Annotated in this window: 12 protein-coding genes; 2 read left to right on the forward strand and 10 right to left on the reverse strand. The window is 66.2% G+C overall.

Features of this window, described 5'->3' with window-relative positions:
* Positions 1-20 precede the first annotated feature (20 nt).
* The 5 genes from FHT08_RS17300 to FHT08_RS17320 all read right to left on the reverse strand — a co-directional run bounded on the left by FHT08_RS17300 (position 21) and on the right by FHT08_RS17320 (position 5,504).
* Entirely contained in the window at positions 21-1,340 is a 1,320-nt protein-coding gene (locus FHT08_RS17300; protein ID WP_104537601.1) for an L-fuconate dehydratase, read from the reverse strand.
* A gap of 482 nt (positions 1,341-1,822) precedes the next feature.
* Positions 1,823-2,680, reverse strand: a complete 858-nt coding sequence (locus FHT08_RS17305) for a fumarylacetoacetate hydrolase family protein (RefSeq protein ID WP_104607227.1) — start codon at positions 2,678-2,680, stop codon at positions 1,823-1,825.
* Positions 2,681-2,842: 162 nt separating this feature from the next.
* Complete coding sequence (locus FHT08_RS17310; RefSeq protein ID WP_166776020.1) at positions 2,843-3,613, reverse strand: SDR family oxidoreductase; 771 nt, start codon at positions 3,611-3,613, stop codon at positions 2,843-2,845.
* Entirely contained in the window at positions 3,610-4,482 is an 873-nt protein-coding gene (locus tag FHT08_RS17315) for an amidohydrolase family protein (protein WP_166776022.1), read from the reverse strand. Before FHT08_RS17315 ends, FHT08_RS17310 begins: the two co-directional genes overlap by 4 nt.
* Complete coding sequence (locus FHT08_RS17320; protein ID WP_166776249.1) at positions 4,479-5,504, reverse strand: aldo/keto reductase; 1,026 nt, start codon at positions 5,502-5,504, stop codon at positions 4,479-4,481. The genes FHT08_RS17315 and FHT08_RS17320 overlap by 4 nt, the downstream gene beginning before the upstream one ends.
* A gap of 338 nt (positions 5,505-5,842) precedes the next feature.
* Between FHT08_RS17320 and FHT08_RS17325 the strand changes: the two genes are divergently transcribed.
* A complete protein-coding gene (locus FHT08_RS17325) occupies positions 5,843-7,471 on the forward strand; it encodes a family 43 glycosylhydrolase (protein ID WP_166776024.1) in 1,629 nt (542 codons plus the stop codon).
* Positions 7,472-7,571: 100 nt separating this feature from the next.
* On the opposite strand, the gene FHT08_RS17330 is transcribed toward FHT08_RS17325, so the two are convergent.
* From FHT08_RS17330 to FHT08_RS17340, 3 genes are all read right to left on the reverse strand, one after another.
* The gene (locus FHT08_RS17330) at positions 7,572-7,775 is read right to left on the reverse strand and encodes a hypothetical protein (protein ID WP_016901788.1); all 204 of its coding nucleotides are present in this window, start codon (positions 7,773-7,775) and stop codon (positions 7,572-7,574) included.
* A gap of 3 nt (positions 7,776-7,778) precedes the next feature.
* A complete protein-coding gene (locus FHT08_RS17335) occupies positions 7,779-8,342 on the reverse strand; it encodes a TlpA disulfide reductase family protein (RefSeq protein WP_179466138.1) in 564 nt (187 codons plus the stop codon).
* A 497-nt stretch (positions 8,343-8,839) separates the two neighbouring features.
* Positions 8,840-9,760, reverse strand: a complete 921-nt coding sequence (locus FHT08_RS17340) for a DUF4424 family protein (RefSeq protein WP_166776026.1) — start codon at positions 9,758-9,760, stop codon at positions 8,840-8,842.
* A gap of 144 nt (positions 9,761-9,904) precedes the next feature.
* Between FHT08_RS17340 and FHT08_RS17345 the strand changes: the two genes are divergently transcribed.
* Positions 9,905-10,402, forward strand: coding sequence for a hypothetical protein (locus tag FHT08_RS17345; RefSeq protein ID WP_166776027.1), 498 nt, complete (start codon positions 9,905-9,907; stop codon positions 10,400-10,402).
* Positions 10,403-10,484: 82 nt separating this feature from the next.
* Here FHT08_RS17345 and FHT08_RS17350 read toward each other — a convergent pair whose 3' ends face one another.
* Together FHT08_RS17350 and acs are read right to left on the reverse strand one after the other, a co-directional pair.
* The gene (locus tag FHT08_RS17350) at positions 10,485-11,153 is read right to left on the reverse strand and encodes a response regulator transcription factor (protein ID WP_016901792.1); all 669 of its coding nucleotides are present in this window, start codon (positions 11,151-11,153) and stop codon (positions 10,485-10,487) included.
* 263 nt (positions 11,154-11,416) lie between these two features.
* The gene (acs, locus tag FHT08_RS17355) at positions 11,417-13,360 is read right to left on the reverse strand and encodes an acetate--CoA ligase (protein ID WP_166776028.1); all 1,944 of its coding nucleotides are present in this window, start codon (positions 13,358-13,360) and stop codon (positions 11,417-11,419) included.
* Positions 13,361-13,480: the final 120 nt, after the last annotated feature.

The following is a 13,480-nucleotide window of genomic DNA, read 5'->3' on the forward strand; positions in this document are numbered from 1 at the left end:
AGGTGATGCGGCGTGTTGGGTCACGCTTTCGCTGCGGCCAGGTCCTCGACCCAGAAGCGGCCGTCGGGGTAGCTGAATTCCGCGATGGAGGCCGGGTGCATCTCGGCGGAGAAGCCGGCGGCTTGCGGGGCCAGGTAGCGGCCGTGCCGGATGCGCACCGGGTCGAGGAAGTGCTGGTGCAGGTGGTCGACGAATTCGATCGCGCGGTCTTCCATCTTGCCGGTGATGGCGACGAAGTCGGCCATGGCCAGGTGTTGCACCAGCTCGCACAGGCCGACGCCGCCGGCATGCGGAAACACGCGGATGTTGAACTTGGCGGCCAGCAGCAGGATGGCGAGGTTTTCGTTGACGCCGCCCACGCGCGCGGCGTCGATCTGGATCAGGTCCACCGCGCCGGCCTGCAGCAGCTGCTTGAACACCACGCGGTTCTGGGTGTGTTCGCCGGTGGAGACCGGCACCGGGGTGATGCCCTGGCGGATCGCGGCGTGGCCGAGAACGTCGTCCGGGCTGGTCGGTTCCTCGATCCAGGCGATGTCGAATTCGGCCAGCTGGCGCATCCAGTCGATCGCCGGGCTCACGTCCCAGCGCTGGTTGGCATCCACCGCCATCGCGATATCCGGGCCGATCGCCTCACGCGCCAGGCGGCAGCGGCGGATGTCGTCCTGCACGTTGGCACCGACCTTGAGCTTGATGGTGCGGAAGCCGTCGGCGACGGCTTCTTTGGCCAGCCGCACCAGCTTTTCGTCGGAGTAGCCGAGCCAGCCGGGCGAGGTGGTGTAGGCGGGATAGCCCTGTTCGATCAGCGTGGCGATGCGTTGCGCACGCTGCGGTTGCGCAGCGCGCAGGATTGCCAGCGCTTCGTCGCGGGTGAGCGCGTCGGTGAGGTAGCGGAAGTCGATGGTGTCGACCAGCTGTTCCGGGCTGAGCTCGGCGATGTAGCGCCACAGCGGCTTTTTCGCCGCGCGCGCGGCCAGGTCCCAGGCGGCGTTGATCACCGCGCCGATCGCCATGTGCATCACGCCCTTTTCCGGGCCCAGCCAGCGCAGCTGCGAGTCGTTGGTGAGCCGGCGCGCGAACGCGCCCAGATCTTCAATGACTTCCTCGACCGACAGGCCGACCACGTGCTCGGCCAGTGCGGCCACCGCGGCGGTCTGCACATCGTTGCCGCGGCCGATGGTGAACACCAGGCCGTAGCCGGCCAGGTCATCCGGCGCATCGGTGCGCAGCACGACGTAGGCGGCCGAGTAATCCGGGTCCGGATTCATCGCATCCGACCCATCCAGCTCGCGCGAGGTGGGGAAGCGGACGTCGTGGGTGTCGAGGGCGATGATGGTACTCATGGAAGTCCTGGGCGATGGAAACGGAAAATGGGAAAACTGGCAAAAAAAACGTAAGCAACGCAGTGCGCTTGAGCCCCTCTCCCCTCGGGAGAGGGGTTGGGGTGAGGGTACGGACGCGAAGCGCCGACTATGTTGAAGCGCTGCAGGTACTCATGCGTTTGCAACGCAGATCAACGAACAACACAGATCAACGCATCACTGCACGACCAACTGCGTGTTGATATCAACGCGCGACAGCGCCTGGAAGTTCAACGCTCTCGCACGTCGCTTAAAAAATTTGCGCATGACACATCAACACACATGCCAACATGTCACGCCTAACGACAAACGCACATCGCGACGAACTTTTTGGATCTGTCGCTACGTACCCTCACCCCAACCCCCGCTACGCGCCCCGGCCCGCGCTTGTGGCGCGGGCGCACCAACGCACGCGCGCCAGTGGCGCGCAAGCCGTGCCTTAGTGCCCCGGTGCGAGAGGGGCTTTAGGCAGCATCACGCGGATGCGCCACCACCGGCTGGCGCTGGCGGCCCAGGCCTTCGATCTCCAGCTCCATCACGTCGCCCGGCTTCAGGTACACCGGCGGCTTCTGGCCCAGGCCCACGCCCGGCGGGGTGCCGGTGCTGATCACATCGCCCGGCATCAGCGTCATGTAGCGGCTGATGTGGCTGACCAGCTCGGCCACGCCGAACACCATCGTGCGGGTGCTGCCGTTCTGGTAGCGGTGGCCGTTGACCTCCAGCCACATCGACAGGTTCTGCGGGTCGGCAATTTCATCGCGGGTGACCAGCCACGGGCCGATCGGGCCGAAGGTGTCGGCGCTCTTGCCCTTGACCCACTGGCCGCCATGTTCGAGCTGGAATTCGCGCTCGGACAGATCGTTGATGACCGCGTAGCCGGCGACGTGGTTCAGCGCGTCGTCCACCGAGACATCGCGCGCCACATCGCCGATCACCACGCCCAGCTCCACTTCCCAGTCGCTCTTGACCGAGCCGCGCGGGATGATCACGGTGTCGTTGGGGCCGGTCACCGCGGTGGTGGCCTTCATGAACAGGATCGGCATCTTGGGCACGTCCATGCCCGATTCGGCAGCGTGGTCGGCGTAGTTCAAGCCCACGCAGATGAACTTGCCGATCTGCCCCACTGCGGCGCCATAGCGCAGTTCGCCGTCGAGCAGCGGCAGCGTGGACACATCCAGCGCACGCAGTGTGTCCAGGCCGGCATTGGTGATGTGCGCGCCGGCCACATCGTCGATCACGCCGCTCAAATCGCGGATGCGGCCTTCGCCATCGATCAGGCCGGGACGTTCCTGGCCGGGGGCGCCAACGCGTACGAGTTTCATGCAGTCTTCCTTTGCAGGTGAGGAATGGAGCGGCCAGCAACGCTGGCGCGCGTGCATCAAGTGGATAAGGGCGGCGTGCTCAGATCGAGGCGGACGAGCGATAGAGATCGCATGTGCCGCTAGCCACGTTGCAATGAGCCGCAGCGCGGTTCGTTGCCGTTCTCAGTTGGACCAGCCGCCATCGATGATGTGGGTCTGGCCGGTGGTGAACGACGATTCGTCCGAGGCCAGATACACCACCAGCTGCGCGATTTCGCGCGGGTCGCCCAGGCGGCCCATCGGCTGGCGGTCGGTGAAGCTCTTCCACACCGCCTGTTCGTCGCCGCCCAGTGCCTTGACGCGCTGGCCCAGCGACGGCGTCTTGATGGTGCCGGGGCAGATTGCGTTGCAACGCACGCCCTGGGCCACGTAATCGGCGGCGATGGCCTTGCTCAGGCCGATCACGGCGGCCTTGGTGACGCCGTAGACGAAGCGGTTGGGCACGCCCTTGATGCTGGAGGCCACCGAGGACATGTTGATGATGCTGCCGCGGCCGCGTTCGAGCATGCCTGGCAGCACCGCTTTACAGGTGTAGTACATCGCATCGACGTTGATCGAGAATGAGCGCCGCCAGGCCGGCTCGTCGCAATCCAGAATGCTGCCCTGGTGCACGAAGCCGGCGCAGTTGAACAACACGTCGAACGGGCCGTGCGCCGCGACCAGCGCGGCAACCGCCGCCGCGTCGGTGACATCCAGCAGCTGGGTGGTGATGGCCTGAGATTCGGCCGCCAGCGCCTGCAGGGCAGCGGCGTCGATATCGGTGGCAATCACCTGCGCACCGGCGCGTGCGCAGGCCAGCGCGCTTTCGCGGCCGATGCCGGCGCCGGCGGCGGTGATCAGGCAGCGCTTGCCATGCAGGCGGTCGTTGGGAGTTGCGGGGATCGAGACAGTCATACCGAAGAGGTTCCGTGGGTGGGGGCCGCCGGCCGTGGCAGACGATAGAACGTGCGTGCGTTGTCGCCGAACACCGCTTGGGCATGGCCGTCGGCGTAGGTGGCGACCAGGTGCTGTGCGATGTCGAGCCACTGCGCGTAATCGGCACGCTGGGTCAGCACCGGCCAGTCGCTGCCCCACAGCACACGCTGCGGGCCGAAGCGTGCGAACAGATGCGCGACATACGGTGCCAGCGCCTCCACGCCGGCGCCGCGCGCCGCTTCGGTGAGCAGGCCGGAGAGCTTGCAATGCACGTTGGGATGCTGCGCCAGCGCGGCCATGCCGGCGGCCCATGCGACGAATTCGCCTGCGGCGATCTGCGGCTTGCCGCCGTGATCGACGACCACGCGCAGCTGCGGATGACGCTTCAGGCGCGCCTGCAGTGCCGGCACATGCACGCTGCGGATCAGGGCGTCGAAGGCCAGGTCGTGCGCGAGCAGCGCGTCGAAGGCGGCATCCAGTTCGGGTTGGGCCAGCCATTGCACATCGGCGATGTCCTGCACCATCGGGCGCAGGCCCTTGAGCACGCCGTCGCCGGCTTGCACCAGCGCGTCGATGCGCGCGGCCGCGTCCGGCGCGGCGAAATCGACCCAACCCACCACGCCGGCAACGCGCGTATCGGCGCGCGCCAGCTCGAACAGGTAACGGGTTTCGGCCTCGGTCGCGGCGGCCTGCACCACCACCACGCGGTCGACATCGGCAGCGTCCAGCGCCTGGCCGATATCGGCCGGGCCGAAGTCGCGATACAGCGGCGCCAGCTCGGGCGTCAGCCAGTGGTAATCGCCACGGGCCAGCTGCCAGAAATGCAGGTGCGCGTCGATGCGGCTCATGGCGTGGGCAGGTCCGCATCGAGCAGGCCGTCATCGCGCAGGCGCTGCCACAACGCCGGTGCGATCGCCGCCTGCAGGCGCGCGGCGGCCGATTGCACCTCGGGCACCGTCCGCATGCCGGCCACCACCGTGGTCACCGCCGGATGTGCCAGCGGAAACTGCAACGCCGCCGCGCCGATATCCACCTCGAATGCCGCACAGGCCGCGTACAGGCGCTGCGCATGCTGCAGGGTGGCGGCGTCGACCGGGGCGTAGTTGTAGGTGGCGCCGGGGCCGCGCGCGTCGCTGAGCAGGCCGGAGCTGTACGGGCCGGCCGACAGGATCGCCACGTTGCGTTGCTGCGCCTGCTCGAGCAGGGCGCGGGCGCCGTGCTGTTCCAGCAGCGTGTAGCGGCCGGCCAGCATCACGCAGTCGAGCGGAAAGCGTGGCAGCACCTCCAGTGCCACGTCCTGCTCGTTGACGCCCAGCCCGATCGCACCGCAGGCACCGGCTGCCTTCAGCTCCGCCATCGACGGCAAGGCCTCCTCCAAGGCCTGGCGCAGCACGTTGGCGTGGTTGTCGCCGTGGGTCAGCGCACCGATGTCGTGCAGCAGCAGCACGTCGATGTAGTCGGTGCCCAGGCGCTCCAGGCTGGAGGCGAACGCGCGCCGCACGCCGTCGGCGCTGTAGTCGAACTCGGCGCGGCGGCCCGCCACTGCAAAGCCGTCGCGCCCGGCGGCGGCCTGCGCATCGTCGTAGATGCAGCGGCCGACCTTGGTCGACAGCGTATAGGCGCCGCGCGGCACGCCGGCCAGGCCACGACCCAGGCGGCTCTCGCTCAGCCCGTAGCCGTAGTAAGGCGCGGTATCGAAATGGCGGATGCCGGCCTGGAACGCAGCTGCCACGGCGGCCAGTGCCTGGTCTTCAGCGACCTCGGCATACAGGTTGCCGATCGGCGCGGCGCCAAAGCCCAGTGCCGAGAGCTGCACGTCGGTGTCGCCCAGACGCTGCCGTGCAATGGTCACGCTGCACGCTCCGCGCATCTGGCGGTCGCCGAGCAGGTGCTGACGCAATCGTTGAAGCAGTCACTGGGCATCGCAACGTCCACCAGCCGGCCGGTGCCGGACTGTTCGCATATGAATATCGCAATCATAAGTGAACAGATCACGCTGCAGTGCAGCATCGCAGCTGGCGGCGTTCAGCACGTGGGTCCTGCATCGATTCCAGCACCTTGCCCGTTTGCAAGCTCCGCACGCCGTGGCAGCTGATCTATGTCGAAATCCGCAGCTGGCATGAGCGCTTCCTATAACGCCGCCTGCGTGGTTGCCCCGGTCCGATGCCTGGGGCTAGATACCAGCCCATCCCGCACGAACGCGCACCCATGCCAACCACCACCCGCCGAGACCTGTTCAAGGTGCTTGCCGCCGGCGCCGTTGTCGCCCCGCTGTCGCCGGCCGCACTGGCGGGCGACGCGCGCGCGGCCTGCACCGGCACTCCGCAGTGGGCGCGCGGCATCGAAGGCCAGCGCAAGGCAGACCTGGGCAACGGCACTTACCTCAATCCCATCGTGGCCGGCGATCATCCCGACCCCACCATCCTCAAGGATGGCGACGACTACTACATGACGTTTTCGTCGTTCCTTTCCTATCCGGGCATCGTGCTGTGGCATTCCACCGACCTGGTCAACTGGACGCCGCTCGGCCCGGCGCTGCGCAAGCAGCTGGGCACGATCTGGGCACTGGACCTGTGCAAGCACGATGGCCGCTATTTCATCTATATCCCGGCCAATCCGGACGACACCGGCTGGTCGATCTTCGTGATCTGGGCCGACGACATCCGCGGACCCTGGAGCGACCCGATCGATCTGCAGATCGCCGGCTGCATCGATCCCGGCCATGTGCTGGGCGAGGACGGCAAGCGCTATCTGTTCGTCAACGGCATCCGCAAGCTGCGTCTGCGCGACGACGGCCTGGCCACCGACGGGCAGGTGGAACCGGCCTACGCGCCCTGGCGCTATCCCGACGACTGGATCGTGGAGAACTTTGCCCCCGAAGGCCCCAAGCTGACCTGGCACAACGGCTGGCTGTACCTGGTCACCGCGGTCGGCGGCACCGCCGGTCCGGTCACCGGGCATATGGTCATCGCCGCGCGTGCGCGCTCGGTGCATGGGCCATGGGAGCACTGCCCACACAACCCGCTGGTGCGCACCCAGTCCGAACAGGAGCCGTGGTGGTCGCGCGGGCATGCCACGCTGGTGGAAGGCCCGCGTGGCGACTGGTGGATGGTCTATCACGGCTACGAAAACGGCTTCCGCACGCTGGGCCGGCAGACCCTGCTGGAGCCGATCGAGTGGACCGCCGATGGCTGGTTCCGCGCCACCGGTGGCGATCTGTCCAGGCGATTGCGCACGCCTGCGCGCGCAAACGCCACCGGCAACGCGGCGCTCAGCGGTTTCGCCTTGTCGGACGATTTTTCCAGCGACAGGTTCGGCACCCAATGGAGCCTGCATGCGCCCGGGCCCGGCGAGCAGGCGCGCGTGCAACGGGCAGATCGGTCGCTCACGCTGGCCTGTTCCGGCAGCTCACCGGCCGACAGCTCGCCACTGACCTGCGGCGTGCCCGATCGCGGCTACGTCGCCGAGGTCGCGCTGGAACTCATCGGCAATGCCGAGGGCGGCCTGTTGCTGTTCTACAACCACAAGGCCTTCGTCGGCATCGGCGTTACGCCCGACACCATCAAGACCTACGAGTATTCAGAAGAATTGGTGTGGGCACGCGCGCCCAACACGCACCGACGCATCCGCCTGCGTCTGAGCAACGAGGCGCACGTGGTGACCTTCGACTATTCGTTCGACCAGGGCCGGCAGTGGATCCGCCACCCGACGCGCATGGAAATGTCCGGCTTCCACCACAACGTATTCGGCGGCTTCCTGAGCCTGCAGCTCGGCATCTACGCCGCGCAGCAGGGCGCAGTGGTGTTGCGCGATTTCCGCTATCGCGCGCTGCGCTGAGCGCGGTGCTGCCGGCAAACGGCGGGGCCCGGGGGGACCCCGCCGTCAGACCTAAAGCGACTGATGAGGCTGAACTGCGCAGTAGGTGTGATAACCGCTGTCAGCCGCAGCAGTAGCAGACGTTGCCCTGCCCCAGGTCGCCGCCAAACTCCGGACATTCGGCTTTGCAGGCCCACGCACTACACGATTCGGTCTTCGGCTGTGCGTTATCGACCGCCATCACCTGGAACGCACCGAAACCGGTACTGGCCAGGAACGTGGCCGCCATCAACGCAGTCCGCAAGGTACCCCAACGCTTCTTCATGCATTACTCCTTCACCGTTGCCAAAGCCGCTGGCGCATCCGTGCGGCGCAAGGCGGCGACCAGGTCCTGCACCTGCTCCGTGGTATCGAAGACGCCAAGACGGGAATGGCGCACGCGCCCCTGCCCGTCGATGGCCATCAGCAGTGGCACGTTGCGCGCGCGAAACAGCATCAACGCGCGACGATCGGTCAACGTGACCACCGGAAAATCGAAGCCATGCACATGCGCATAGCGCGCAGCCTGCGTCGCGTCGCACTGGCACACGCCGAGCAACTGCGGACGGCCGGGCAGATTGGCCTGTAACTGCCGCGCTGCACGCAGCACGGTGGGTGCCGAGCGCTGGCAATACGGGCAGGTGGTGGTGAAGAAGAACAGCACCTGCGCCTGTCCCTGCGGTACGCCGAGCAGATGGCGCTGGCCGGCGGTATCGGTGACCTCGATGCGCGGCACGTACATGCCGTCATACGGCGCGCTGATGCGGGCCTGCAGCAACTGCTGCTGCGCCCGCAGCTGCTTGTTCTGCCATGCCAGCACGGCGATCAATGCACAGGCAATCAGCAGCCCGATCCAGAGCCAGGGGAAACGTCGCGCCATGCCAGCTCCGTTAGCGTCATCAAGCCCGAGCCTTGCCCAGGCATGAGCTGATGGTCAATGGTGATATCGACAACTGCGATGTCGCGCGGTGCGGGGTTGTGGAGGCGGTCACGCCGCTGCGCTTGGGCTTGCCAGTCTCGCAGCGGTTGGCAGGGATCGATTGCGCAACTGTAGTGTGGCGTGTCGATCAACAGCACTGCGCCGTGTCTGCGGGGCACGCAGCACCATCCGAAAAATTGATGAAACGGTGCCTGCAACGCCTGCGCGTGTTCCTGCGATCAGTGGCTGCGAGCGTTTCCGCCGTCATCTGATCCTTGCCGCTGGCACCGACCATTGCCGACCGATGACGCGGCGCCCTGCCGCCAGGCGAGCACAAGCGGTGCACGATCCATCAGCGCTGATCTGCAGCGCAGCTTCAACATGCTGGCAGCATGCCGACGCGCGTTCGGCCAGCGGGTGTTGGCCGCCGGTCATTCGACGCCGCGCACGAACAGCAGCTCCAGATCGCGCATCGGCACGAAGTCGGCCTGCCTGAACTGGAAGGTCAGCGGATCGATCTTCTTCAGCTCGCCGTCGAAGCACAGGCTGAGGATGTCGCTGGCGTTCTGCTTGCGGATGGTCAGCTGGAAGTCCTTGATCGGGCCGTTCCAGTTCTTGCCGGTGGTCAGCACATAGCGCAGGTTGGCCCAGCCCAGGCCGTGCGCACCCTCGCGCCGCTGCATGCTGGCCTTGGTGGCCGGTTCGATGCAGGTGTGTTTTGCATATGATTCCAGCAGGAACGCGCTGCTCTGCGGCACGCCGGTGGACAGGCTGGGCGCGTAGGCATGCCGGATCTGCACGCTGCCGCGTGCGGGGAAGACCTGTTGCCAGACGAAGTACTCGCTGAGCGTGAAGCGCGGTTGCTGGTCCCGGTCGATCCAGCGCGCCGGCAACGGCGTGCGCCCGGTCGGCACGTTGCCCGATTCGGCGAACGCGGCGATATCGTCGGCGCTCCAGCCGGTTGCGGCGAAGGCCTTGGAGATGTCGCTGCCATCGTCCAGCAGCACCACCAGCTTGCGCGTGGTGGTTACCGGCTTGCCGTCCACCCACAGGTTGAACTCGGTCAGTTCGCTGTGATCGGCCATGCCGAAATACATCGGCGGCATCGGGAAGGCGATCGGCACGCTCAACACGCGCGCGCTGTGGTTGGTGAACACGTAGTCCACCTGCACGCGCTCCTCGCTGAGCAGCAGCGCTTCCTTGTCCATGCTGATATCGGGCTGATGCAACAGCCGGATGGTGCCGTTGTCATCGCCGAAGCTGCTGTCATTGGCCTGCGCACTGCCGCAGCCGAGCGCGGCCAGCGCAAGGAGCAGCCAGAGCGGGCCGCGCGGAAAAGAGAGTGGCTGCATGGATCCCCTGGCACCGGCACGCACCGACGCGCCGCAGGCGCACAGCATGCCACGCACCTGCCGATGCCGCAGCGCGGGCATGCACGGTATCAACCACCCATGGCGTACAGTCGCACGCCCTGCGCACTCCAATCCCACGCTCCGATGCCTTCCTACGTTTCCCTGCTGGCTGTCGCCGCCTGCCTGTTGCTGCCACCGCAAGACAGCCTCGCTGCTGCGGCCGATCGCAGCCAGCCCGCCGCCGTGGTCTCAAGCTGCACCGCCGATGCGTACAGCAGCTGCCCGTCCTGGATGCCGTCGCAGCGTGAGATGCGCACGGTGCTTGCCGATTACTTCTGCGAGGCCGCCGATCGCGGGCTGGTCCGGCCACGCGTCAGTCGCGTGGTGCGCGCGGAGACCTCGCAGGTCACCTGCGCTGCCCTGGGGCAGGAAACCAATTCCAATATCGTGTGCGGAGGCGACATGCATTTCATCGGCCCCGACGGCCGCACCGATTTCGTCACCTTCAGCCCCACCATGCATCGCCAGGACAATGGGCGCTATGCGATCTATGAAGGCGAGGACGCAAACGAAAACGCGGTGTGGCATGTGCCCTCGCCGCAAAGCGCGTCGAAGGTCTGCACGGGCCAGCCGTTGCGCTGATTGCCGTCTGTGGTGGTGACCCCACGCGACGCTTCGCTGCGGCGATCGGCCTTCGTTTTCGCAGGCCGGCCGACGAACGCGCTCAGTCTTCTTCAGGCGGCGGCAGCACGATGCCGTCGGCATCGATGGCGAGCTTGCCGGCCATCAGCACCGCCTGGGTGCGGTTGGTGACGCCGAGCTTGCGCAGGATCGCGGTGACATGCGCCTTGATGGTGGCCTCGGAGACGCCCAGGTCGTAGGCGATCTGCTTGTTGAGACGCCCGGCGCCGAGCATCTGCAGCACGCGGAACTGTTGCGGAGTAAGATCGCGCAGGCGCTGGCCCACTTCGCGTTCTTCGCTGTCGGTCGGCGGCAGGTTCTGCGCTTCGGCGGGGATCCAGCGCTCGCCATCGAGCACCGTGGCCAGGGCACGGCCGATGGTGTCCGAATCGGCGGACTTGGGAATGAACCCGAACGCGCCATGGTCGATTGCACGCCGCATCACCGTCGGCTCTTCGCGTGCCGACACCACCACCACCGGCAGCTGCGGATGCAGCGAACGCATGTGCACCAGCGCGCTGAATCCCTGCGCGCCCGGCATGTTGAGGTCCATCAACAACAGATCGGCATCCGGTTGCGCATCGGCCAGGGTATACAGCGCATCCACCGTGTCGGCCTCGAACAACTGCACCCCCGGCATCACGCGCTGCACAGCCCCGCGCAAGGCCTCACGGAACAGGGGATGGTCATCGGCGATCAGCAGGGTGGTCATTGAGGGGCCGGGAATCGGGAATTGGGAGTGGGGAATCGGGAATCGCAAAGGCAACAGCGAAGGCAGCAAGGCAAGCAACAGCAAGACGGCGACGGCGAGGTAACGGCGACGTCAGTGTGACGGGGTTGAAAATCAAGATCTGCAGTGGAGAGGAGTGGGCCGGGGACCGCTTTTATGAGTCCCCAATCCGAACATTTACTCCCCGCTCCTCAGGGAACGGCTCTAACCATTCCCCACTCCCGATTCCCCATTCCCGACGCGCGTCAGCGCGCCAACCGTTCGCTCACCAACGAATCCACCACCGACGGATCGGCCAGGGTCGAGGTGTCGCCGAGTTGATCGGGTGCGTTTTCAGCGATCTTGCGCAGGATGCGGCGCATGATCTTGCCCGAGCGGGTCTTGGGCAGGCCCGGTGCCCATTGCAGGTGATCGGGTGAGGCGATCGGGCCGATCTCCTTGCGCACCCAGCTCACCAGTTCCTTGTGCAGTTCCTCGCTCGGGGTTTCGCCGGCGATCAGGGTGACATAGGCATAGATGCCCTGGCCCTTGACGTCGTGCGGGAAGCCGACCACGGCCGCTTCGGCGACCTTCGGATGCGAGACCAGCGCGCTTTCCACTTCGGCGGTGCCGATGCGGTGGCCGGACACGTTGATCACATCGTCCACGCGGCCGGTGATCCAGTAATAGCCATCGGCATCGCGGCGGCAGCCGTCGCCGGTGAAGTAGCTGCCCGGATAAGTGCGGAAGTAGGTGTCGATGAAGCGCTGATGGTCGCCATAGACCGAGCGCATCTGGCCCGGCCACGAATCCAGCAGCACCAGGTTGCCTTCGGTGGCGCCTTCCAGGATCTTGCCTTCGGCATCCACCAGCGCCGGCTGCACGCCGAAGAACGGCAGGGTGGCCGAACCCGGCTTGAGATCGACCGCGCCGGCCAGCGGCGAGATCAGGATGCCGCCGGTTTCGGTCTGCCACCAGGTGTCCACGATCGGGCAGCGACTGTCGCCGACCACCTCGTAGTACCAGCGCCAGGCTTCCGGATTGATCGGCTCGCCGACACTGCCGAGCAGGCGCAGGCTCTTGCGCGAGGTCTTCTTGACCGGCTCCTCGCCGTCGCGCATCAGTGCGCGGATCGCGGTAGGCGCGGTGTAGAAGATGCTGACCTTGTGCTTGTCGATCACTTCCCAGAAGCGCGACACGGTCGGGTAATTGGGCACGCCTTCGAACATCACTGCGGTGGCGCCGTTGGCGAGCGGGCCGTAGACGATGTAGCTGTGGCCGGTGACCCAGCCTACATCGGCGGTGCACCAATAGATGTCGTCCTCGCGCAGGTCGAACACCACTTCGTGCGTGTAGCTGGCAAACAGCAGGTAGCCGGCGGTGGTGTGCAGCACGCCCTTGGGCTTGCCGGTGGAGCCGGAGGTGTAGAGGATGAACAACGGATCTTCCGCGTTCATGCGCTCGGGCTCGCACTCGGCCGGCTGGCCGTCGACCACATCGTGGAACCAGCGATCACGCGGTGCCTGCATCTCGACCGCACCACCGGTGTGACGCACAACGAGTACCGTTTCCACGGTGTTGGTGCCGGGCAGTTTCAGCGCCGCATCGACATTGGCCTTGAGCGGAATCTTCTTGCCGCCGCGCAGGCCTTCGTCGGCGGTGATGATCAGCTTGCTCTGGCAATCGATCACACGGTCGGCGATCGAGTTGGCGGCAAACCCGCCGAACACCACCGAGTGCACCGCACCGATGCGCGCGCAGGCGAGCATGGCCACGGCGGCATCGACGATCATCGGCAGATAGATGGTGACCCGGTCGCCCTTCTTGACGCCGAGATTGCGCAGCGCATTGCCGAGCTTGCAGACGCGCTCGTACAGCTCGCGATAGGTGACCGGGTAGGACTGCGCGTCCGGGCTGTCGGGTTCGAACAACAGTGCGGTCTTGTCGCCGCGCGTGGCCAGCTGGCGGTCCAGGCAATTGACGCTGGCATTGAGCTCGCCATCGCCGAACCAGCGGATATGGAAATCGTCCAGCGCATAGCTGACGTCCTTCACCTGGGTGGGTTGCTTGAACCATTCCAGCCGCTGTGCGGCCTTGCCCCAGAATTGCTCGGGGTGTTCGATCGATTCGCGGTACAGCGTTGCGTACTGCTCGCGCGTAACGCGCGCATCGGCGGCGAACGCGGAATCGACGGGATAAACATCAGCCATGGCACCCTCACTTGCGATGAGCTTGTCGGAAGAGGGCGCGACAGCCGCCCTCGGTAGACAATCAGTGTGCCGTATCCATTCTGTCCCGGTGTTCAACCGGGCCTTAGACCTTGGTCTTAA

Source organism: Xanthomonas sp. CFBP 8151 (genome assembly GCF_011761885.1).
Taxonomy (GTDB): Bacteria; Pseudomonadota; Gammaproteobacteria; order Xanthomonadales; family Xanthomonadaceae; genus Xanthomonas; species Xanthomonas arboricola_B.

Coding starts and splice junctions, on each gene's coding strand:
- FHT08_RS17300 (WP_104537601.1), bottom strand. CDS start 1,340: ATGAGTACCATCATCGCCCTCGACACCCACGACGTCCGCTTCCCCACC.
- FHT08_RS17305 (WP_104607227.1), bottom strand. CDS start 2,680: ATGAAACTCGTACGCGTTGGCGCCCCCGGCCAGGAACGTCCCGGCCTG.
- FHT08_RS17310 (WP_166776020.1), bottom strand. CDS start 3,613: ATGACTGTCTCGATCCCCGCAACTCCCAACGACCGCCTGCATGGCAAG.
- FHT08_RS17315 (WP_166776022.1), bottom strand. CDS start 4,482: ATGAGCCGCATCGACGCGCACCTGCATTTCTGGCAGCTGGCCCGTGGC.
- FHT08_RS17320 (WP_166776249.1), bottom strand. CDS start 5,504: ATGCGCGGAGCGTGCAGCGTGACCATTGCACGGCAGCGTCTGGGCGAC.
- FHT08_RS17325 (WP_166776024.1), top strand. CDS start 5,843: ATGCCAACCACCACCCGCCGAGACCTGTTCAAGGTGCTTGCCGCCGGC.
- FHT08_RS17330 (WP_016901788.1), bottom strand. CDS start 7,775: ATGAAGAAGCGTTGGGGTACCTTGCGGACTGCGTTGATGGCGGCCACG.
- FHT08_RS17340 (WP_166776026.1), bottom strand. CDS start 9,760: ATGCAGCCACTCTCTTTTCCGCGCGGCCCGCTCTGGCTGCTCCTTGCG.
- FHT08_RS17345 (WP_166776027.1), top strand. CDS start 9,905: ATGCCTTCCTACGTTTCCCTGCTGGCTGTCGCCGCCTGCCTGTTGCTG.
- FHT08_RS17350 (WP_016901792.1), bottom strand. CDS start 11,153: ATGACCACCCTGCTGATCGCCGATGACCATCCCCTGTTCCGTGAGGCC.
- acs (WP_166776028.1), bottom strand. CDS start 13,360: ATGGCTGATGTTTATCCCGTCGATTCCGCGTTCGCCGCCGATGCGCGC.